We start from the raw sequence: 26,331 nt of genomic DNA on the forward strand, positions 1-26,331 counted from the left end.
ACAAATTTGTCTTTTTTTGTTTATATAACTAAATAATACAAAAAAGAACAATTAATTTACTAGACAAAAAAAGATTGTTTAGCACGATGGAGGGGTCATATTGAAACGTCGAGTTATAAGTAGATTAATAGTATTAATATTAGCCTTTACTTTAGTGTATGGCTTTTTAACTTTATATAAAGGATATACAGAAGAAAGATATATATCAGGAGAACTTTTAGATGCACAAACAGGCGGTTACTTTGGTGGTAATGGTGATATAAGTAACCCATATATTATAAGTAAAAAAGCAGATATGGAATATTTATCTACAAGTGTTGCTAGTGGTAACACTTATAAGGATAAGTATTTTAGTGTTGTAGCAAGTGTTGGTAGTTTGAATTTAGGAAACTTTAGTCCAATAGGAACCACAGCAGCACCATTTAACGGATCATTTGATGGAAATCATGTAGAATTTAAACTTGATGTTAAAACAGAGAAAGAATATCAAGGTCTTTTTGGTGTAGTAGGATACGGAACAATCAAGAATTTGAGTGTAAAAGGAAGTATCACAGCAGCAAGTCATGTGGGAGCAGTTGTAGGATTACTACAAAATGCAGGGACAGTAGAAAATGTATATAATCTAGCAAACATAGAGGGAGTTAATTATGTAGGTGGGTTAGTAGGAAGAGTGATTAGAGGAACAGTAAAAAGTGGATACAATACAGGAAATATCACAGCAACAGGCTCACACGCAGGTGGTGTAGTAGGATATTTAGGAAATGGCAGCAATAATAGTGCATTGGTTGTGATAAGAGATGTATACAATAGAGGAGAAATCTTAGCACATATGTATGCAGGGGGGATAGTGGGATATGCAGAACATACGAATCAAATAGTTAATGCATATAACGCAGGATTAGTATCTGCAAACTCAGGAGCTAACGGAATCACATATGAGTCAAATACACTAAGAACAATTAGAAGTAATGTATATTATGATATTTCAATATTAGTTAGTTATGATCAAAAAAGAGCGGTAAAACCACAAATACTTGGGAATGACTATGGTAAAACAAGTGATTTCTTATTAGGAGAAAACACAAAATTATCTACTGATAATTGGCACTTTGAAAAGCAAAATGGCGATTATGCATATTATCCACAACTAAAAGTATTCGCAGAAAACAATAATAAAGAAATTAAGAATGACTCATTAAGATCAGTTGAGTATTTTGTTGGGAATGGATTAGGAACAAAAGAGATGCCATTCTTAATTAAAAATGCAGAAGATATGTACAAATTATCAGAAGATGTATTAAAAGGAAATAGTTACTTAAATTTCTATTTTAAGGTTGATGATAAAATAGAACAAATAGAATTAGGCAATTTTAATGCAATAGGGACAAGTGCAAAACCATTCCAAGGAATATTTGATGGAAATGGAGTGAATTTTGTATTAGAAATTAATAAAACAGCAGAAGATTACCAAGGATTATTCGGATATATAACAACAGGAGCAGTTTTAGAAAACTTCTCTATTTCTGGTAGTATCACAGGGAAAAGTAATGTAGGATCAGCAGTAGGTAGAGTAGTTAGAGGTATAGTAAGAAATATATATAACGAAGCAACAGTAACAGCAATCGGAAGTTACGCAGGTGGAATAGCGGGATTCATAGGAAATGGAGAATCTAATAATAGTTTAGTAGTGATAACTAATACCTATAATAGAGGGGAAATTTTAGCAAAAGCATATGCAGGAGGAATTGTAGGGTATGCAGAGCATACAAATCAAATTACAAATGCATATAATGCAGGATTAGTATCTGCAGACTCTACAGCTAGTGGAGTAGCATTTGAGTCAAACACATTAAGAACAAATAGAACAAACACATATTATGATATAACTGTAACAGCTAATTATGCACAAAAAAACCTAGTAAAACCATCACCAGAACCAAGTACACAAGGTATCAATAGTGGAATATTCTTTAAAAACATGTCAAATAGATTAGGTAGTGGTTTCGATTTTAAAGAAATGGGACAAGGATATGCATATTATCCACAATTGAGTTATTTTTCAAAAAATAGCAATCCAAAAATAGCTGAAAAATCACTAGAATCAGTAAAAGTAAACATAGGTGATGGATTAGGAACAGAGGATCTACCATTTATTATCAAAAACGTTGAAGAATTAATAGATTTAAGAACAAAAGTATCAAATGGAAACACATACAAAGGATTTTATTTTAAAATAGCAGATGAAGTAAAAGAAATGGAATTGGGAAATTGGGAAGCAATAGGAACCACAGCAGCACCATTTAACGGATCATTTGATGGAAATCATGTAGAATTTAAACTTGATGTTAAAACAGAGAAAGAATATCAAGGTCTTTTTGGTGTAGTAGGATACGGAACAATCAAGAATTTGAGTGTAAAAGGAAGTATCACAGCAGCAAGTCATGTGGGAGCAGTTGTAGGATTACTACAAAATGCAGGGACAGTAGAAAATGTATATAATCTAGCAAACATAGAGGGAGTTAATTATGTAGGTGGGTTAGTAGGAAGAGTGATTAGAGGAACAGTAAAAAGTGGATACAATACAGGAAATATCACAGCAACAGGCTCACACGCAGGTGGTGTAGTAGGATATTTAGGAAATGGCAGCAATAATAGTGCATTGGTTGTGATAAGAGATGTATACAATAGAGGAGAAATCTTAGCACATATGTATGCAGGGGGGATAGTGGGATATGCAGAACATACGAATCAAATAGTTAATGCATATAACGCAGGATTAGTATCTGCAAACTCAGGAGCTAACGGAATCACATATGAGTCAAATACACTAAGAACAATTAGAAGTAATGTATATTATGATGTATCTTTATATGCATCATATACTAAAAAAAGAAATAATATACCTGATATTACACTTGGTGGAAATAGACTTGATAAAACAACCTTCTTTGAAGATTCAATGGTATCTAAAGGTTTTAGTTCAACAACTTGGTTCTTTAAGGCAATTGAAGGAAATTATGCATACTACCCACAATTAAGAGTATTCTCAGAAAGTGAAAACGAAAGAATTGTTGGTGATTCCATTCAATCAGTTATTACAAATCCATTTATGGGTGATGGGACAGAGGCAAGTCCATATATCATTAGAAATGCAAAAGACATGGAAATACTTGCTAATTCAATTAATGAAGAATTTGATGCCCTAGATACATACTATTTAGTTTCATCAACTGTTTATGATATTGATCTAAATACTGTTGATTATAAACCAATAGGTTCTAAAGAAACACCATTTAAAGGACACTTTGATGGTAATTATGCAAACTTTAATTTAGATCTTATAGGAGACAATTATCAAGGCTTATTTGGTTATATCTCAAAAGATGCCACAATTAAAAACTTATCAACCTCAGGTAATCTTGAAGGTAAAGATTATGTTGGTTCCATTGTTGCATATAATGAAGGAATAGTAGAAAACGTATATTCAAGAACAAATGTAAAAGGTAATAATTACGTATCAGGCCTAATAGGATTAAACTTAGGTTTTTTAAACATGGCTTATAATACAGGAGAAATTAATGGTACTGGTGATTATGTAGGTGGTTTAGTAGGATTTAACAAGGGATTGGTATCAAATGGCTTTAACGGTTCTAGAATTCGTGGTAATAAGCATTTGGGAGCCATCATTGGATATAACGATAATGGTGAGATAACCAGTCTTTATTATGATGAAACAATCATTAAATTTGATGATATTGAAAATATTAATAAACCTATTAGAGGCATCTCTAATATAGATGATACTCATAATATTAATGGTCTTTTAAAAGAAGAAATACATGGCTTAAATATTATTGGTAAATCAGAAAATCAATTAGATTTTGATGATCAATTATGGACTTTAACTGATGTTAAAGGATTATATGATTACTATCCACAAATTAAAGCTTTTGCTTCTCATGCATCAGCTAAAATAAAGGAAAATTCAATCATCTCAGCAAGAACAATTAGATTTGCTGCTGGTAACGGAACTAAAAAGAATCCATACATTATTCGTGATGAAAATGACATGAAGGCTTTATCTGATGTTACACGAGATAATGATCCATTAACTGGATTATATTTCAAAGTGATGGATGGCGTAGAAGTACTTGACTTAACACCAACTGAATTAGGGTTTGCACCTATTGGACCAAATGCAAGCCGTCAATTTAAAGGCGGGTTCGATGGAAATAATACAACTATTATTTTAAATATCAATCAGTCAGGAACTGACTATAGAGGATTATTTGGTTATTTAGGAGTTAATTCTGAAATAACTAATATTAGACTTGAAGGTAATATAGTTGCTAGAAATAGAATTGGTGCACTTGCTGGTGAAGCATCTGGTGCTATTATAGAAAACATCTATAATAACATTACAGTCACAGGCGGTCAATATACAAGTGGATTGATTGGATATATTAGTGATACAAAGATAATAAATTCATATAATATGGCAAATATAACATCAAGTTCAAGAGATGTCGGTGGAATAGTTGGCTTAGGTCAAAGATCAAGTATTATTAATAGCTTTAACTATGGTAATATCCAGGGAACACAAGTAATTGGTGGAATCATTGGATATGCTAATGGTAATATGACACTTGAAAATGTCTATAACAGAGGAAGCATTAGAGCAACAGTTACAAGTGGCGATAGTTGGACCGGAGGTATTATAGGGGCATCGTATACAAATTCTACCCTTATAAACAGCTATAGTGCAGGTTCCGTGATAACTAGAACTAATAATAGAATTGGTGGAATTATTGGTGGAGTTTCAGGTACTACTTATGAAGAAAACAGCTATTATGACAGCACCATTATTGAAGCAGATTTATTGGCAAAAGGATATTATGCACCAACTAAAGCAATTTTTAATAAAGAAAATCAAGACACTGTAAGACCAGTAGAAAAAAATGAATTAACTAATACTCAATTATTAGATGAATCTATTTTTGAGTACGTAAAAGCTAAAAAAGAACGTGTATACTATCCACAATTAAGAATTTTTAGTAATAGTAAAAACGAACAAGTCAAAAAAGATTCATTACAATCTGTTGAGTCATATATATTTGTAGGTGATGGAACAGAGTTAGCACCATACATCATCGTAAATAAATACGATATGGAAACATTATCAAACTTAGTTAACTCAGGAATCACATTTAAAGATAACTACTTTAAAGTTAAAGAAAATGTAGAGTCAATGGACTTAACATTTGGCATTGACTTTAATCCAATCGGATCTAAACAAAATCCATTTGAAGGAAACTTTGATGGTAAATATACAAGATTCAATGTTGATATAAAATCTGGTGATTACACAGGTTTATTTGGTTATACCTCAGAAAACGCAAGCATTAAGAACTTATCAGTATCTGGTAAGATAAAAGGAAACAATTATACTGGATCAGTTGTTGGCTACAACGAAGGTAAATTAACTAATGTTTATAGTATTGCAAGTGTCGAAGGTAGTGACTACACAGCAGGTATTGCAGGATATAATAGTGGAGATATTAACTCAGTTTATCATATAGGAGATTTACTTGGAGCTAATTATGTAGGTGGTATTGTTGGATACAATAATGGTTTTGTCAAAGATGCCTATGTTTCATCAACTATATTTGGTAAAGATAATGTTGGTGGTATCATTGGATTTAATGATACTGGAATTGTTGATTATGTTTATTACAATGAATCTAAGGTAGATGTATCTAACTTAAATGCATATAAAAAACCAATTTATGCAGTTTCTAATGCAGAAAACTTAGAAAATGTTAAAGGTGTAACAACTAATGACCTATATTCTAAACAAGTAACATTTAGTGATGAAAAGAACTGGTTAAAAGAAACATCATCAGGATTTTATGCATATTATCCACAATTAATCGGATTTACAACAAATAAAAATTACGCTGTGATTCTAACAAATTCTAAAGAGAGTGTGACAGTATCTAGATTTAACGAAGGTAGCGGAACAGAAACTGATCCATATATAATTAGAACAGAATATGATATGGAAGCAGTCTCACAAATGACCCAAGCTGGATACACTCTAGAAGGTATCTTCTTTAAGGTTGCAGAAGATGTAGAACTTATTGATTTAACTAATTTAAAAACATTATATATACCAATTGGAAATTTAAGTAAACCATTCCAAGGAAGTTTTGAAGGAACACATACAAGATTTATTTTAAGTATTGAAAGAACAAATGCTGAATACCAAGGTTTATTTGGTGTTATCGGAACAAAAGGTATAGTTAATGCAGTTTCAACAGAAGGAAAAGTATCTGCCAAGAATTTTGCTGGTGGTATTGCAGGTAGAAACTACGGATTGATTACTAATAGTTATAATCTAGCAGATATCTATACAACAAGCAATTATGCTGGTGGTATCGTTGGATATCATGAAGGTACTTTAAATAATACTTATAATACTGGAACAATACATACTGATTATAGATATGCAGGTGGTATTGCTGGTGCTTCAAATAAAAACTCTGAAATTACAAATAGTTATAATACAGGTAATATATCTTCTAAAGATCATTATGTAGGAGGTATTATCGGGTATGCTTATGGAAATATAAAAAATACTTATAGTAGTGGACTAGTAACAGGCTATAGTTTAGGCGGAGTAGCTGGTGTTATTAATGGTGGTAATATAGAAAACAGTTACTATATTTTAGAAACTATGGTTGAATCATCTATAACTAATAAACCAACTAAAGCAGTTGGAAACCAAAATGATACAGAAACAGTTAAAGGTATTTATAAGAATCAATTAACGGGTGATGAATTATTTGGTATTACATTAGACATGAATGTATTCATTCTTCGTCAAAGTGACCTACTAGATGCTTATTATCCACAATTAAAAGTATTTACTGAAAGTAATATAGAAAAAATAAAAGAAGATTCATTAACATCAGTTCACAACAAACTCTTCTATGGTGAAGGAACTGAAAACTTACCATACAAAGTTTATAGTGCATATGATTTACGTGCCTTAGGAATTGCAGTTAAACAAGATTTTAATACAAATGAGGTTTGGTTTAAAGTAGTAGAAAAACAAAACTTAGACTTAGAATTAATTAGAAAAAACTACGTTCCAATCGGAACTAAAAACAACCCATTTGATGGTAACTTTGATGGCAATTCAACAGAAATTACTGTGAATATTGATTCAAGTGAGGATTACCAAGGATTATTTGGCTTTACAAGCCCAAATGCTATCTTAAAAAACTTTACTTTAAAAGGTGAAGTAAAAGGAAATAATTATGTTGGGGGGCTTGTTGGGTATAACCAAGCTACTCTGGAAAACATCATATCAACAGTTGATGTCATAGGAAATAATTATGTTGGTGGTATGAGTGGCTACAATAAAGCTAACGTATCAAATATTGCTGTTAAATCAAATATTGTAGGTAGCCAATATGTAGGTGGATTATTTGGTATAGCAGAAGATACAAATATTGAATTAAGTTATTTCATGGGAACAATTAATGCTTCATCAAATTATGTTGGTGGTTTAGTTTCTCATGCAATAAATACTGAAATCAAAAACTCATTTGCCTACGGAAAAATTGAATCTAGTGGCTCATATACAGGTGGACTTGTAGGTAAATTAGAACAAGGATCTATCCTTAACAGTTATGCTCAAATAGATATCACATCTAATGGAAAAACAGTAGGTGGTATTGTTGGTTATAACTCAGGTTCTATATCAAATGTATTTTATAGTGGAAGATTAAAAGCACAAGATATCTTAGGTGGCATTGCAGGTATTTCAATTGGAAGTATTGAAAAAGCATACTATAACCAAACAGAACTTGATTTCATGAGAAATGTTAAGGGATATAAAGTGCCTAAAACTGCTATTTATAATACAACTGATACAGAAGATGTGGCTAGTCGTAAATTAGAAGGTATGACTGGTAAATACGCAATTGGTATGACTGTGGAACAAATGGATTTAGATCCACAATTATATTTTGTTAAAGAAGGGTACGATTTTACATCATACTTCCCAGAATTAAAAGTATTTAAGAATCATACAAATGAAGTATTTAAAGAAGACTCACTTGTATCTATTACATATAACAAGATTAAAGGTAAAGGAACAGTTAACGATCCATATATCATTTATGATGGTTATGATATGATGATTATTTATCAGTATGTTGCAAATGAAATTGTCTTTACAAACAAGTACTTTAAAGTAGCAGATGGTGTTAAAACAATTGATTTAACATTAGAAGATATTGACTATGCACCAATTGGAACAAATGAATTTGCCTTTGATGCAAACTTCAATGGTAATGGAGCAAACTTCATTATTAAATTAAATGATATCACACAAGATTATCGTGGTATATTCCATACCTTAGGTAAAAACGCAGTTGTATCTAACTTATCAGTTTCAGGAACTATTTCTGGAAAGAGTTATGTTGGATCAGTTGCCGGAAGAAACTTAGGTAAAATAGAAAACGTATCATCATCAGTTAAAATCTATAGTTCAGATGGTAATGATATTGGTGGTATTGTTGGTTATAACGAAGGTATTATCATTAATGCAACAAATAACGAATATATTGAATCAAATGGTACATACACAGGTGGTATCGCAGGACAAAACAGTGGAACAATAAGCCAGTCATTTAACAAAGGACGTATTGTAGCATACAGTAACGTTGGTGGTATTACAGGAAAAAATATAGGTACTATAACAAATACGCATAACTCAGCAACCATTAATGGAGAAACTGTAGTCGGTGGTATTGCAGGTGAAACTAACGGTTCAATTACATTTAGTTATAACTCTGGAAATATTACTGCACAAGAATCTATCATTGGTGGTATTGCAGGAATCATTAAAAACACTACAGGGAATGCAAGTGTGAATGATGTTTATAACTCAGGTATAATTACATCAAATGGTAAAGATATTTCACAAGCAGGTGGAATTGTTGGTAACTTTGATGGCGGTAATATTTATGATGCATATCATTTTGGTAGTGTTTATGCAAATAAAGAGCGAGGAATGATTGTTGGTATGTATGTTTCAGGTTCTATTTCAAGAACATATTATGATATTGATAAATTAGAACAAGATAAACATCCAAAATTATTTAAACCAACAGAAGCGGTCTATGACAAAAAAGACTTTAGTGGTATTAAAGGCTTATATCATGGACAAATGATTGGTAATAGTATTGGTAATACAAAAAATCAAATGAATATCTATCATGCAGGATCATTTACAACGCTACCTTCAGTAAAAGAAAATTCATTCTATCCACAAATCTCATATTTTGCAAATCATCAAGATGAAACAGTTAAAGCTGATTCATTAAAATCAGTAACAAGTAAAACATTTATATTAGGAAAGGGAACTAAGGCTGATCCATACATTATTAGAAATGAAAGTGATTGGATTGCACTTGTACAAAGTACTAATAGTGGAAATGATTATAAAGATGTATACTTTAAAATCCATGAAATTGTAGATGAACTAAACTTTATGGATGCTGAAGAAGATTATCCATTTGTTCCAGTAGGGCTTTTAGATACACCATTTAATGGTATTTTAGATGGTAATGGGGCAAATATTAAGATTAAAACAACAGAAAGTAGAGACTATCAAGCATTATTCGGCCACTTAGGAGAATCTGCTGAAATAAGAAATCTATCTGTTAGTGGAATCATTAGTGGTAATAAGTATGTTGCAGGTATCGCAGCATTAAACAAGGGTTTAATAGAACAAGTTTATAATCAAGCAACAATCGAAGGAAATGAGTATGTTTCTGGTATTAGTGGTTCTAATGAAGGAATCATTAGAAACGTTTATAACCATGGAACAATTAAAGGAAAAAATTATGTTGCAGGTATTGTTGGAGATAATAAAAACACATTAGAAAACTCATATAATAGTGGTGTTATTTATGGTAAGACAAATGTAGGTGCGATTGCAGGATTTATTACTGCTAATTCAATTACAAATAGTTACTATGATAAAACAATCTTAAACTCATACAGAGATTTTAATGGTTACTTAAAACCAACACAAGCAACTTCAAACAGCCCAGACAGTGATACAGTTAAAGGATTAGATTATAGCTTTATGACAGAGACTGATAGTCTTGGAACTGGTAGTTTAAAAGTTAATTTTAAAAATGCTAATGGCATTTGGACAACTAACTATAACTTAAGTGATTTAAGACATTACCCTCAATTAGCGGTATTTTCTAGAAACTCACAATCACATATCGCAGAACTTTCAAAAACATCAACATTAAATCAAATCTATGAAATTACATTTGATGAAAATAAAGATAATGATACAAATTCAAATGTTTCTTATGTCATCGCTAACCAACACTTTAAGTTATATATCCCACAAAAAGTTGGATATAAATTTACTGGATGGTATTTACATAGAGGCGATGAGATATTACAAGTTACAAATGAAAAAGGTGAAAGTTTAAGAGCATTTGATTTTAATGAAAATATTAAACTGATTGCTAATTATGAAATTGCTTATCACACAGTAACGTTTGTGGATGGTAATGGAAAAGTAGTATCTAAGATGGAAGTAAGACATGGATTTACTGCTGAAACACCGATTGGTATTATTCCAAGTAAGAAATCAGATTTATTATATGTATATAAATTTGTTAAATGGGATTTTGACTTTAATACACCAATTGAAAAACCAACAGTGATTGAAGGTACTTATGAAGCAATTGACCGTTACTATACAATTACTTACTTTGATGGTGATAATAATGTCTTTGACACTGAAAAAGTAGAATTTGAAAAATTAGCTAAAGGCACTAAAAAAATACCTACTAAATTAGCAGTAGGCAATGATGCATATAAATTTGTTCAATGGGATTTTGATTTTAACACTCCAGTGACTCAAAACCATAGAGTATATGCTGAATTTAGTAGAGTAGATAGATACTATGATATTAGTTTCTACAATGATAATGGTGAGTTTATTGAATTACAAAGAGTAGAATATCTAGACTCAGCCAAAGCTCCTGAAAAACTTCCAGTAAAAGAAGAAAGCAGACAATTTAGCTATAAATTCAAAGGTTGGGATAAAGACTTCACTAACGTGACAGAAAATCTAGATGTTTATGCAGTCTTTGAACAAACAATTAGAAAATACAACGTAACCTTCATTGATGGTAATGGCGTGATATTCGCAACCCAACAAGTAGAATTTGGTAAAAATGCCGCAATTCCAGTAGGTATCCCAAGAAAAGATCCTAAAGATGATATAACTGCTTATAAGTTTATAGAATGGGATAATAGTTTAGATAGAATTGTTGAAGATAGAACTTTAACTGCTAGATTTATTGAAGTTCCTAGATACTATGAAGTGATCTTCTATGATGGAGATAACAATGAAGTAAGTCGTCAAACTGTTGAATACTTAGATAAAGCAATTGAACCAACAGTTGAAATTACTAAATCACCAAGTAAAGAATATATTTATGAGTTTAGTAAATGGGATAAAGCATTTGATGCAGTTGAATCTAATTTAGAAATTCATCCTGAATTCAAAGAATCATTAAGACCATATAAAGTATACTTCTTAGATGGAAATAATGATATTTATGCAGAACAAACAGTCCTATATGGACAAAATGCAGTGTTACCTGAAGGTAAACCAAGAAAACAAGCAGTAGGAGAAACCGGCTATAAATTTGTTAGCTGGAATACTAACTACCACAATATTCAAGGTGAAACAACTGTCACAGCTAATTTTACTGAAGTTGAAAGATATTACTATGTAACATTTATGCGTGGCACAATGATTCTTAAGACTGATAAAGTTGAATATGGATATGAAGCGGTGGCACCTACAAAATTATTTGACACACATCCAAAGGAAAACCAAGGATATGAATATTACTTTATATCATGGGATAAAGACTTTAGTTTTATAGAACAAGACTTAACAGTAAATCTTAAATATGGTGACAGATTAAAAGAATATACAGTAACTTTAATTATTGGTGAAGAACAAACAACACAAATAGTTAAATGGGGACAAAATGTCATATTCCCTACAAATGTTACTAAAAAAGCAACCGAACAAATTGTTTATAAATTTAAAAATTGGTCTAATGATGGTAAGAGCATTAAACAAGATATGACTATTGAGGCAATCTTTGATGAAATCTATAACTATTATGAAGTCAAATTCTATGATGGTAATAATAGACTAATTAAAACTGATAAAGTTAAACCTGGCGAAGATGCAATTGAACCTCTTAATGTAAGTAAGATGAAAACAAATGATACAGTCTTTGTATTCGTTAACTGGGATAAAGACTTTACAGAAGTAACAAGTAACTTAGATGTTTATGCACAATTTAAAGAAGTAGATCGTTATTATGAAGTTATTTTCTTAAATCATGATGGTACTGAATTATCAAGACAATTAGTTGAATATGGAAAAGATGCTAAACTTCCAGAAAACCCTACAAAACCTTCAACTGATATGTATGAATACCAATTTGAAAAATGGGATGATACACATACAATGATCGCATCTAATAAGACACTTAAACCAATCTTTAGTGAAAAAGTAAAAGCCTTTGAAGTCATCTTTAAAGATGGCGATGGCAATATTTTAAGTACTCAATACATTGAGTATGGTAAAAACGCAATCGCTCCTGAAGATACAACAAAAACACCAACAGACACAATCTATTATGTATTTATAGGTTGGAATAAAGAATACACTAATATTACAAAAAATATAGTCATTGAGCCAGAATTTAAAGAAGTAGATCGTTATTATGATGTAACCTTCTTAGGTGAAAATAATGAAGTGTTAGATAAACAAGTAATTGAATACGGCAAGGATGCAGTTGATCCAAGACCTAAATTACAAGTAGTTATCATGGGAGAAAACCAAGATAAAGTTTACGCTGTAGTGGCTTGGGATAAAACATTTACAAATGTTAAATCAAACTTAAACATTCATGCAATCTATGAAATTGTTGATCGTTATTATGAAGTGATTTTCTTAAATCATGACGGTACCGAGTTATCAAGACAAACAATTGAATACGGTAAAGCAGCTATAGAACCAACTCACCCAGAAAAAGTAGGAAATGAAGATTTCAGATATGACTTTGAAAAATGGAGTGAAGACTTTAGCTTTGTGACATCAAACCTAGAAATATATGCTGTATTTAAAGAAAGCAAAACCAAATATACTGTTACTTTCCTAGATGGTGATGGTAATGTCTTTGATACACAAGTTGTCCTATACGGAAAAGATGCAGTCTCACCAGGTAAACCTGGTAAGAGTCCACTTCCAAAAGAAATGTATGTCTTTACTGGTTGGAAAGAGTCATTACTTGATGTTAAAGAAGATAGAACTATTACTCCATTATTTGATAAGACTGTTAGAGCATTTACAGTAATATTCAAAGATGCATCAGGAAATACTTTAAAAGTTGAAACAGTTGAATATGGTAAAAACGCAACTGCTCCAACACAAATCCCAGAAAAAGAAGGAACTCATTATATTACATATGTTCCGACATGGGATAAACCATTTGATAATATAACAGAAGACTTAGTCATAGAACTTTACTACAAAGAAATCGAAAGAATATTTGAAGCTAAATTCTTAGACTATAAAGGAGATATCCTAAAAACTGTTACAGGACCTTATGAAACATTTATTACACTTCCAGAAGATCCAGAAAAACCAATGACTGATATTTATCGTTATGTATTTATTGGATGGAATCCAGAATTTAGTGAAACACTAACAAAAGATGTCACTTATACACCAGTATTTGATGAAATCTTAAGATTATACACTGTTACATTTAAAGATGGAAACGGAGAAGTATTTGATATACAAGATATTCCTTATGGAAATAGTCCGGTTGTCCCTAAAGGCACACCAGAAAAAGAAGCTACTCAACAATACTATTATGTATTTAGAATGTGGGAATCAACTAACTTTAAAGTATATCAAGACACAACAATAGAATCTATATACTATAGATTCTTACAACAATACAAAGTAACATTCATAGATGAAAATGGTCGTGAACTTAAAGTTCAAATGGTTGAATATGGTACAGGAGCAACCGCACCTGAATCAGACATCATCCCAACTAAACCACAAACACACATGTATACTTATGTATTCACTGGATGGGATAAAGCATTCAGTTATATTACAGAAGATATTACAATTCAAGTTGTATATACAGCAGCTTTAAGGAAATATACATATACATTCTATGATGATGATCAAACAACAATTATTAAACGTATTATTGGTCACTATGGTGATAAGATAGTTCAACCAGAAGACCCTAAAAAAGAGTCTAAACCAGGATATGAATATCAATTCATAGGATGGAGTCCACAACCAGCAGACTTATTAACTCAAGATGTAACATTCGTAGCTATATATAAAGAAATACCTAAAATATTGAAAGTTATCTTTATAGACGGAAATGGCGAAGTCTTTGAAATTCAAGAAGTTAAATATCATGGTGCTGCAAGTACTCCTAACAGAATACCTCTTAAAAATCCTAATGCTGTATATGAATATGCTTTTGTAGGATGGATTGAATCTTACGATGATATAACAGAGGATACATATGTATATGCAGAGTTTGAACAAGCACTTAGAAAATATACAGTTATCTTTATGATATTTGATGATAAGAAAGAAATAAAAGTAGAGTACGGTAGAAGTGCTTATGGCAAAGTTCCAACTCCAATAGTTACAGGATATAGATTCATTAAATGGGATCGTGATTTATCAAGTATTACTGCAAATATCACAACTAAAGCCATTATGGAAGCTAATGACTATGTAATTAGATTCCATCAAGGAACTGAAAATGACGAAAAAGTTATTAAACCAGTTATCGGAGATATGGATGAATTAGTTAAAAAGTATGATGAAAAAATTCAACTTCCAAAAATAAGTTATAAGAGACAAGGCTATGACTTTATCGGTTGGAGAACAGAAGATACTGATTATCCAGTATATAGTGATATGCATACATTTACTCTAAAAGAAGAAGGTTTAGAACTATATGCGATGTGGCAACCAATTGTTTATAACATTACATATGATTTAGATGGTGGTACAGCAAATAATGATACTGAATTTACAGTAGAGGATACAGTTATTTTAAATGAAGCTAAAAAAGATAACTACATATTCCAAGGTTGGTATCTAGTAGAAGGCCAAATTGAACCAGAAAATAAACAAAAACAAGCAATAGAAACAATTAGTAAAATGATGATTCAGTCATTTAATAGAGTTAACGTATCATTTATGAACGAATTAAGTGACACGGAAGAAATAGAACAAAAAGATATTAAAGTTGATAAGATTACTGAAGGAACAGTAGGAAACATTACTCTACGTGCTAGATATCAAGTAGGACTTATTCAATTGAAGGAAGAAAGTAAGGTAAATATGAACATGTATCATGCAGATATAGCAACAACTAAGTTAATAGAGGAAAGAGTTAAGTATGATGATGCTGATCCAGTTTATTTAATTGGTAAAGGTATTTATTTAAATCAAACTTTAGGAGAATTAAGAACTAAGTTTATAAATGATAATCTAGTATTCTTAGATAGTAATAATAAAGAATTAAGTGATGATAAAGTAGTAGCAACTGGATATCAGATTGTAGTTAGAAGTGATGATAATCCTAACCAAGTATTAGATAGAGTACATATAGTACTTTATGGGGATACAAATGGAGATGGTGATATCACTTTTGCAGATAGAAATATTATGTCTAATTACATTAATAAGAGCAATACTAATATATATGCATCAAGATTATTGGCAGCAGATGTTAATAGAGATGGTGATATTACCTTTGCAGATAGAAATATAATTTCAAATCACATCAATAAATCTAATCCAATATGGAGTTAAACATGAAAAAAGTAATTAGAAATAGTATAAAAATATTTATAATGACTATATCATTCGTATTATTAATGGTGCTAAATAGTACATACGGTAATGACAATGCTAAGGTAAAGTTTTATCTTAAGACACAAAAAGGCGACATTAATCTTTCGAGTAAGTCTGAAATGGATTTACTTGCAATAAGTGCTGAAGAAGAAGATTTTGGCGAAATAATTGATTTAGGATATGATTATATTTTAATGGACGTCTGGGTTGAAGCAATTGATGATGGAGTATATTACTTAGATGAGTATAGTTCTCAAATAGAATTTAATGATGTTATTAAAGGGTTAGATGGAGATGAAAGCTCTGAAAATGGGTGGGGTAAAGCATCATCTCCAAGAGGCAAAGGAAATGTGATTGGATATGCATCTGATGGTCAAAAAGGAATTGCTACAAAGAAAAATTATCCAGCAAAAGTTGGTACTGTAAGAATAGAATATGATAAAAATCAAAAAACAAATGATTTTTCTATTACTCTTCAATATTATAAAAAAGTTTCATATTATACAAATAGTAAAAAAAATGGAGAATTGTTATTTTTAGAGGAAAAAGATTTGAAAATGGAGTCATTCATCATAGGAGACCCAAATTCAGGTCCAGATGCTTCTCTAGAAACATTATCAGTAGAAGGTACTAATTCAAAAACTAAATACTTAGATAAAACTAAGGATGTACCTGAAGCAAATGAAATAACTATTACATACCAAGATAGTTTACAACCACTTATCATTAATGCAACCGCAAAGAAAGGGGCAGCAACTAAAGTTACTGTCCCTGCCCAAACGGGTGCATATACCGATGGTCAGATAATAACTATAACAAGTGTTTATACTGATCCAAATGATAACACTAAAACCGATACAAAAACTTATACAATAAAAGTTAATGTAACAGAAGCAGCCACAAATAATAAATTAGATGAAGTTATAGTTACAGGTAAAAATAAAGGTAAAGATTTTTCATCTAAAGCAATATGGGATGAAACAAAAAAAGCCTATTATCTAGAAGTAGAATATGGTGTTGAGTCTGTGATTATAAATACTAAACCAATTAGTAATTTGGCGACAATAGATAAGACAACTGAAACACTAAATAATATACCAAATGGTGGAGAAAGTACTACCACTTTTACTGTTACCTCAGAATCTAACGAAAAAGCTACATATAATGTAATTATAAGTAGAAAAAAAGGTTCTAATATAACAGATATTAAGGAACTTACAATTAATGGTAGCAATGCATTAAATAAAATTGGAGATACATATGAAGTATCTGAACAAACTGATTTAATTACTATTGTCGCAAAAGGTGATGGCAAAGAACAAAAGATAGAATACAGTATAGATGGAACAAACTGGACATCTTCACTAACAGGAGATAAAATTGATTATGGTCAAAGCAACCAATATTACATTAGAGTAACTGCAGAAGATGGAACAACAGCAGACAAAACTATCACAGTTAAAAGAGCAGAATCATCTGATAGCAGTTTGAAATTATATCTAGATGAAGGAAGTGCTCCAACAACTGCAGATAAATACTTAATATCTATTAGTGATGTATATTATCTTAAAGACTCTAATAAAAATCCATTTTTAAAAATGATTATTGACAGCAAAGCTACAATAGAACTTAATGGTACACTTTTAACTAAAAACGGTAATGAATATGACTATAACCCTACAGATTTGAAACTAGGAGAAAATGTATATACAATTACTGTTATTGCACAAAATGGGACTTCCAAAGAATACATATTCACTATTTATAAGAGTTCTAGTGATGCAGGATTAAAAGATATTAGACTAACAGATAAAACAGGCGCTAAATTAATTAAAGGAAAAGATGATTTTACAATTACTGGTAGAGATGCTACTGTTGAAATTGAATATAGCGATGCGGATAAAAATAACAATAATGTTAGAATTTACTTAAAGGCAGCTGAAAAGTCTACAATTACCATTATTAGTGGTGGCGGATTTACTTCAACGAATACAGAACGTAAAGATAAAACTGGTAATTTATATGCTGATGAAGGTTATATTTTAATAACGTTTACAGATTTAACAATTGATGAACCTAAAACTATTCATTATTCTATTAAACCTGAATTTGGAGATTTGTTAAATTACACTGCAACAGTAATCAGAAAAAAAGCTAATAGTGATAAGGAACTAAAAGATATTGAAGTTGCTGGAACACCAATTAGTGATTTTACTGTAGTTCCTAAGGTATTTAAAAAAGTAGCATTAGATAGAAATATTGGTAGTGTTAATGTAGAAGGAATTAAAAAAGATAATTTTAAAGGAACTATTACATATTTTGTTGGAACAAATGAACATAAAAATGGTCAAATACCTGTTACTCCAGGTAAATTAACTACCGTAATAATTAGGGTAACTGCAGAAGATGATACATGGCAAGATTACAATATAACTTTAGCACCAACTAGTTTTGAAAAAGATTTAAAAGAGATTAGCCTGGAAGATGAAAAGATAATTTTACCTAATCCAACGACGGATGATAAAGGTAACATCAATTATGAACAAAATGTTACATATAGTACTGACAAAACTAATTTAAAGATAACAGTTTCTGAGTTTGCTAAGATTAAATCTAACGATATTTCTGAATCAGGTGTCTTTTTATGGACACTAAAAGAAGGAAAGAATACAATCAGGTTTACTATTATGTCAGAATCTGAAGATGAATCTGTTGTATATACAATAGTAATTGAAAGAGCAAGTGCTAGAACTGACAAATACTTAGAAAAATTGGTAATTGAAAGCGACAATAATCTACTTAATGCAACTCATGATTCTAAAAATCCTATTAAAAACACATATGATTTTTACATTCCGAGAAGCATAGAACATATTACAATAATTGCAACTGTGCCAAATGGTAACGGATCTTCAATTAAAGGAACAAGTAAACTAGGCACATTAAAATTAAATAATTATGGAAAAACTGCAGATATATTTGAAATTTACGTTTTAGATGAAAAAAATCAAGAAAATAAATATATTATTAGAATATATAGACAAGATAGTGATGCAACATTAAAAAATATTATTATAGATGGAGCAGAGTATACTTTTGATGCTAATAAAAATCTCATTATCACAAAGCCTTTCTCTAGTGATAAACAAAATGTTGATGTTACTATTAATCCAAATAGCGAGCATTCAAGTATTAAAACTGACACATTTGCTGTTTCTTCAAATAAAGGTACTTGGATATTAGATAAAACAGACTTATCATTTAAAATTACTGTAATATCTGAAGATAGTAAAACTACAAACATTTATACTGTTCAAGCTACTAAAGATAAATCTAGTGAAGAAAATGATATCTCAAAACTATCAATTACTAACGGAACAACAGAATATGTAAATACTCAAAATCAATTCACTAAAGGCGATACAAGATTCTCAGCTAGAGTAGGAAGTAATATAACTACAGTATTAGTAAAAGCATATATCTTAATATCTGATAAGTCTACTATCACTACTCAAAGCAAAAATAAAACAACAGATGGATTATACACAGTATATGAATTTGATGTTACTTTAATTGCCAATAGAAAAGATAATGAGTTTAAAATTGATGTTAAATCAGAAATGGGCATAACTAAAACTCTCACTATTTTGATAAATACATATAACGACAATTCTAAAATTGAATCGATTGAAGTAAATGGAAACAACATCAATCTAATTAAAGACACCTATGAGTATGACTTAGGTGAATATGAATACACAAAAGAGGCATTGAAAATTAGAGTTCAAATGGAAGATTCTAAAAATGCTAGTTATAAAATTGGAAATAAAACTACTAAAAGTGGTGAGATTTTTGAGTATACGCTTTTAGAAGAAGGTCCACACAAGATTATTATTGTCGGAGTTAGTGATGAAGGAAATGTTAATCCACAAACATATACTTTAACTTATAAAATGAAGAAAGCTAAAACTGATAATAACCTTGAAGATTTAGAAGTTATAGTAGATGGACAAACTGAAATTATTAGTAGTCAAGATCCATTTAATAAAACTAAAACTTTATATTCTCTATCAGTTAATAGATCAGTTAATAAAGTAGTAGTGAATGCTTATATTAGAAGAAGTGATTTATCAGTTATTGATAGAGGAACATTAGATAAGAGTGATTCAGTTTTAGACAAGTATACATTTGAAATTATTTTAAAAGCTGGAGATGTAGTTAATACTGCGATGATAATTACATCACAAAGTGGAGAAAAAAACACAGTTACAATTGCTATTAGTGCAAAAAATAGTGATAAAATAACAAAAATTTCTATTCCTGAAACTCCATTCGTATTCAAAAAGGGTGAAAAAATTCAACAAATATCAACAAATGTCTTTAATTATAATGATTTAAATAAAGGATCTATTAAAATTTTACTTGAATATACAGACTTGGTGTATTCAAAAGTCACTATTAATGGAGTTTCTGCAGGAGAAACTAATAACTTCCAACTTGAAGTTGGAAATAATAAACAAATTAAGATCTTACTGATTGATGATAGAGGGAATAAAGATGAGTACATATTAGAGTATTCAAGAAATCCACAAAGCTCTGAAAATAAACTAAAAGAGTTAATTATCTCAGTAGATAAAAATGAAATTATTAATGAAAATAATTTAACAAGTGATATATCAACAAATATAACTTATAGAGTTAACAGAGATAGTAAAGAAATAAAAATTACTGCTAATCCTGTAAGCACTCTATCAAAAATAACAATTAATCCAAATAGTTTTAACCTTAAACCAGGAGAAAACAAATACACAATTTCTGTTGAAGCAGAAGATGGTAGTATCAATGATTATATAATAACTATCATTGCTAAAAACGATAATTCAAAACTTGATGGAATCATTATAGATGGTATAGATTATACGACTCTTGAAAAAGATACATTAGGAAGATACATCATTAGTGATACACCATTTAGTTTTAGTAAGAAGAATTTTTCAGTTAAAGTTACAACAGATGATGAATATGCAATAGTTATTGGTCAAACTAATAAAGAATTTGAAGTACCATTACAACTTGGAAAAGATAAAACATTTACGGTTCAAGTTGCATCTGAATATGGTACAAACTCAACTGAAATATATACATTTGTATATAGTCAAAATGCTGCATCAAATAAGACAATCCTAAAGACTATTGATGTCAGTGTAGATGGTAGTTTAATTACTTTAGATGCAGAGAAAAAACCTTTTGCATATCCATACAATAATCCAACAAACTTAAGAGTTGATAGAATTAATGCCAATAAGATTGTCACTATTAATAACGCTACTGCAGAATTTAATGGAAAAATTAAGTCAATTTCAAATTCTAATAAACCATTGAACCTTGGACTTAATATTATTGAAGTATTGATTGTTGCAGAAGATGGTACAGAAGGTACATATGTTATCAATCTATATGTAGCAGATGATGATAATGAAATAACAGGAATTAAAGTTCAAGGAAAAGAACTAGAACCTGGATTTTCAAAATCTATAACTGATTATGAAATCAAAGAATCATTCAAATATAATATATCTAATTTACTAGTTAGCGTTACTACTAAGAGCAACAGCACGGTTGTTACCGGAAGTGGTAGAGTAGCAATCGACTATGAAGAAAATACTTTGGTAATTAAATCAAGATCAGAATATAGAAACTTGATTAATGATCATACTAATGATTTAGAATACAGGGTTGAAGTGTACCGTGAAGAACCATTTAAAGATGTTAATTTACAAGACCTTTACGTAATAGATGAAAACGGTGATCGCATTGACTTCACAGCGCCTACTAAACTTTATAAAGAAGGTGTATATGTTTATTCTGTGCAATTAAGCAAAGACATAGAATATACTTATGTTAATGTTCATGCGTTTATTAAAGATGCTAGACAAAAACTGATGGATATAAATGGTGAAATTATATCTGAAGAGGCCTTTATACAATTTATGGTTATACCAATTCGTGAAATATATAAATTCAAAGTAGTTGCTGAAGATGGTGCAGAAAGAGAATATACAATTAACTTTACACAAGGAACTACAATCAGTTCTGACAACTCTATTCAGTCTGTGACACTAAGAGATTTGATTTCAACACCACAATATTTAAAAGGTGATCAAGAGTTTAAAAAAGACAAATCAAAATATGAAATCACAGTACCATACAGTGTAACAACACTTGATTTATTAGTTAAAGCTACTGACTCAAAAGCGAATGTATTTGGTAATGGTACATATAATTTAATTACTGATGAGACACAAATTGATTTCCATGTCACCGCAGAAAATGGTAGTGAAGGCCAAATGTATACAATTATAGTTAAAAGAAGTGCACCTTCACAAAACAACTTATTAGAAGAACTTATAGTCGTTATTGGAGGAAAAGAAGTAGTTATTGGTGGATCAAAAGATAACCCAACAAAACTAGTTTTTGATCCAATTGAAAACTTATATGATCTTATTCTTGATAGAACAAACAAAGAAGCAAAAATAACTGCTAAGACTGCTGATAAATCAGCAACTCTTTCAGGAAATTTTCAAGGTAACCTAAGATTAAGACCAGGAACAAATGAATACACAATAACAGTTACTGCTGAAGATAAAACATATGTAAACAACTACTATGTATCTATTGAAATTATTAATGATTTTATTGAAATAGATAATTTAACAGTAGATGTATATGAAACAGGTCATGAACTTATTCATGATAAAACTCAAACAGGTATTACATATGATCTAGGTACAGTTGATTCTACTGTTCAAGTGCTTAATATAAATGCAAGCATTCCAAATGATTCATATGGTACTTTAACTGGAAATGGTAGACAAGTATTAGTAGACGGTATTAACAGATTTGTGGTTAAAGCGACCTCAGAAGATAAATCTAAAACAGTTGAATATACAATTATTATTAATAAGAAAAAAGGCAACAATGGTCCAAGTGAATTAAGTAAAGATGCTGATTTATACGCATTAACAATAGAAGGAACTAAAGAAGTAATCAACTTAAACTACGATGAAGCTAACCAAGGTATTTATAAAGTTACTTTATCAGCCCTTGATGATAAATTCTTCTTAAGAGCTGAAAAGCACCAAAAAGCATCAGTAATAGGGGCTGAATGGCATTCTATTGCTGAAGGTGAAACTAAGACAATCAAAGTTCAAGTAACCGCAGAAGATGGTACTAAAGGTAAAATATACGAGCTAGAAGTAACAAGACCTAAAGCAAGCACAGATAATACATTACTTGACTTATATGTTGAGGCAAATGGAAAAGTATATAAACTTGATGTTACTAAGACATATCAAGAAGTAAATGTTGACCCAACTGTTACAGAAGTAACATTTGGTGGAACACACCCTACATTCTCTAAAATATCAGGATTAGGGTTACAACCACTTACATCAACTTCTAACATCTTTCCTATTACTGTTATTTCACAAAGTGGTGAAGTTAAAACATATAATGTTAATGTTAAAAAACAAGACAATAATGCAGACTTACTTGATTTAATCGTACTAGATGAAAAAACAAATAATAGTTTATCACTAAAACCAGGATTTGATAAAGACATCACAGATTATATTATTGACTTAACAAACAATCCAGAAATTTTAGAAATTAACATTCAAGCTAAAGCTAATGGAAAAGCAAGTCTTAAAGGTATAGGTATCTTTACATTAAAATCAGGAACAGGTAAAGTGACTGATAGATATGTAGTTACAGTTACTGCAGAAGATGGTTTAACAACTAAAGACTACACAGTAACAATCGAAAGAAACATTGACCCAGAAGATAGTATTACAATTGAAGACTTAACTTTAATTGGAGAAACAACTATCTATTTAGGAAATGATAAACACCCAGATGCTCTAAACCAATTTACAATGTCAAAAGTAGCATATGAAATTAAAGTACCATACGCATTACAAACAGTTATCTTATCATTATCTAATAAAGATGGGGCAACAATCTATGGAGCTAAGAGTTATTCATTAACTGATAAAGAAACAACTATTACATTCTACTTAGTATCAAAAAGTGGTAATGTAACATCAGATAAATACACAGTTAAATTAATTAAAGAAGATCCATCAGATGATGCTACTTTAAAATCGTTAACATTAGACGGTATTTTAATTGAAAACTTTGATCCTGAAGTATTCAGTTATACTAAAAAAATAGTGTTAGAAGATTATAGCACAGTTGATATTAAAGCATTAGCAACTAATGAGTTTGCAAGTGTTTCAGGAAATACAGGCGTGATTAATATTTCACGTGGAAACAATAATATCAATATTAGAGTAACTGCTGAAAATGGAGATCAAAATATTTATAGAATCACTTTAATCGCATTAAGCGATAAAAATGAAATATTAGATATTAAAGATTCAGAATCAAAAATTAACTTTGATAAAGATACACCAATCTATAGAATTAACGTTTCTTACACAACACAAAACTTCTCATTAAAAGTAACATCATCTCTATATTCAACTATTACTGGAGATGGCGTTAAGTTGTTAGAAGAAGGAGAAAACATCTACTATGTTTATGCAACTTCAGAATTTGGAACACAAGGAAAAGTATACCAAATTATCGTAACTAGAGAAGCAATTAGTGATGATGCAACTTTAAAATCATTAGTAGTTAAGAGAAACTCAAACACTGGAGATGTTCTTGAATATAAACCGGTATTTGATTCAAACAGAACAAACTATATTATTAATCTAGCTGAAGGCGATAGCTTAACAACACTATTTATTGAAGCAGAAGCGAATAGTGAATTTGCGATTGTTGGTGGTATTGGATATAAAGTACTAAAAGCTGAAGTAGATGGAGACTACCAAAACGTATTTGAAATTGTTGTTCGTGCTCAATCAGGAAAAACATTGACATATACCGTAAGTGTTTATAGAAATGTAGAGTTAAGCGATTTAGCAGAATATGAATCATTAGAATTAAAAGGTAGTGATGGTATAGTTTACTTAGGAACAGATCCATCAAGTAAGCAAACATTTAATAAACCAGAAACAATGTATTTAATCGAAGTACCATACTCAGTAAAATCAATGACATTAAATGCTAAAGCATTATACGGAAGTTTATATGGTAATGAAACTAAGAGCTTTGGTAATTCAAATGAACTTATATTTGTCACTGAAATTATTTCACAAAGCGGAAGTGTGTCATCAGGTAAATACACAATTAAAGTAATTCGTGAAATACCTAAAACAGAAAACACATTATCTGACCTAACAGTAGATGAAGTGCAAGTACCTAACTTTGATCCAAAAGTAAATGATTATACATTAACTATTCCAGTAGGAACAAAGAAAAGTGTTGTGATTGGTGCTAAAACTAACACTCATGCCAAAATAACTGGAACAGGATTAAAAGACTTAAAACAAGGCTCAAACGTTTATACAATCAATGTAGAAGCCCAAGACGGTTCAATCAATTCATATACAATTACAATTAACTATGTCAATGATGATGCTTTCCTAGAAACTCTAATCATAAAAGGAACAGATAAAGATGCATATAAAGAAGAAACTGCATCAACATTTGAATTTGCTAGAGAATATAAGAAAAATGAATTAAAACGTACAATTGTTGTTGGACCAACTACTAAAATTATTAATATACAAGGTCAAGCAATTGATCAAATAGGAGCTAAAATTAGTGGATTTGGTATCTATGAATTCCCATTAAATGAAACAAGCAAAACAGTATATGTTTATGTTGTATCAGCTGATGGATTTACACAAAACAGATATGAAATAGAAATTACAAGAACTGGAAAAGCAAATAATATTGCAGATTTAGTTAATCTATCTATATCAGGATATCAAATACAATTTGATCCAAAAATTAAAATGTATTCAGTAAATGTACCAAACAGTCTCAATGAATTAGTACTATCTGCTAATGCTAGCGAAACATCTAACATTGATGTTAGAGGATATAACCAAGGAAAAGGAATTGTAACATCATCTATTAAGGACATTAAGACAGGTCAAAATGTTATTGTCATTGAAGTAACATCAGAAGATGGATTAACAAGTGAAATCTACACAATTACAGTTACAAAAGATGCCCCACAAGACTTCTTATTCCTAATCCTACTTATCGCAAGCTTACTATTATGGATTTTAACTATCCTTTATATCGCAGTTAAGAGACAAAGAGAAAAAAATAAAGACAAAAACGAAGTTATATTCTAAAACAAAAGGAGA

The 26,331-nt window shown here is 30.2% G+C and carries 2 protein-coding genes; both read left to right on the forward strand.

Annotated elements, in window-relative coordinates; all coding sequences use genetic code 11:
* The first annotated feature begins 100 nt into the window (after positions 1-100).
* Complete coding sequence (locus tag BN854_RS03400; protein WP_026658426.1) at positions 101-16,003, forward strand: InlB B-repeat-containing protein; 15,903 nt, start codon at positions 101-103, stop codon at positions 16,001-16,003.
* Positions 16,004-16,005: 2 nt separating this feature from the next.
* Positions 16,006-26,319, forward strand: coding sequence for a cadherin-like beta sandwich domain-containing protein (locus BN854_RS03405; protein ID WP_045959742.1), 10,314 nt, complete (start codon positions 16,006-16,008; stop codon positions 26,317-26,319).
* Positions 26,320-26,331 lie beyond the last annotated feature (12 nt).

This window comes from Alteracholeplasma palmae J233, assembly GCF_000968055.1.
In the GTDB taxonomy this organism is placed as follows: Bacteria; Bacillota_I; Bacilli_A; order Acholeplasmatales; family Acholeplasmataceae; genus Alteracholeplasma; species Alteracholeplasma palmae.

Bases quoted from the DNA above. Each gene is read 5' to 3' on its own strand.
- BN854_RS03405 (WP_045959742.1), top strand. From the start codon at position 16,006: ATGAAAAAAGTAATTAGAAATAGTATAAAAATATTTATAATGACTATA.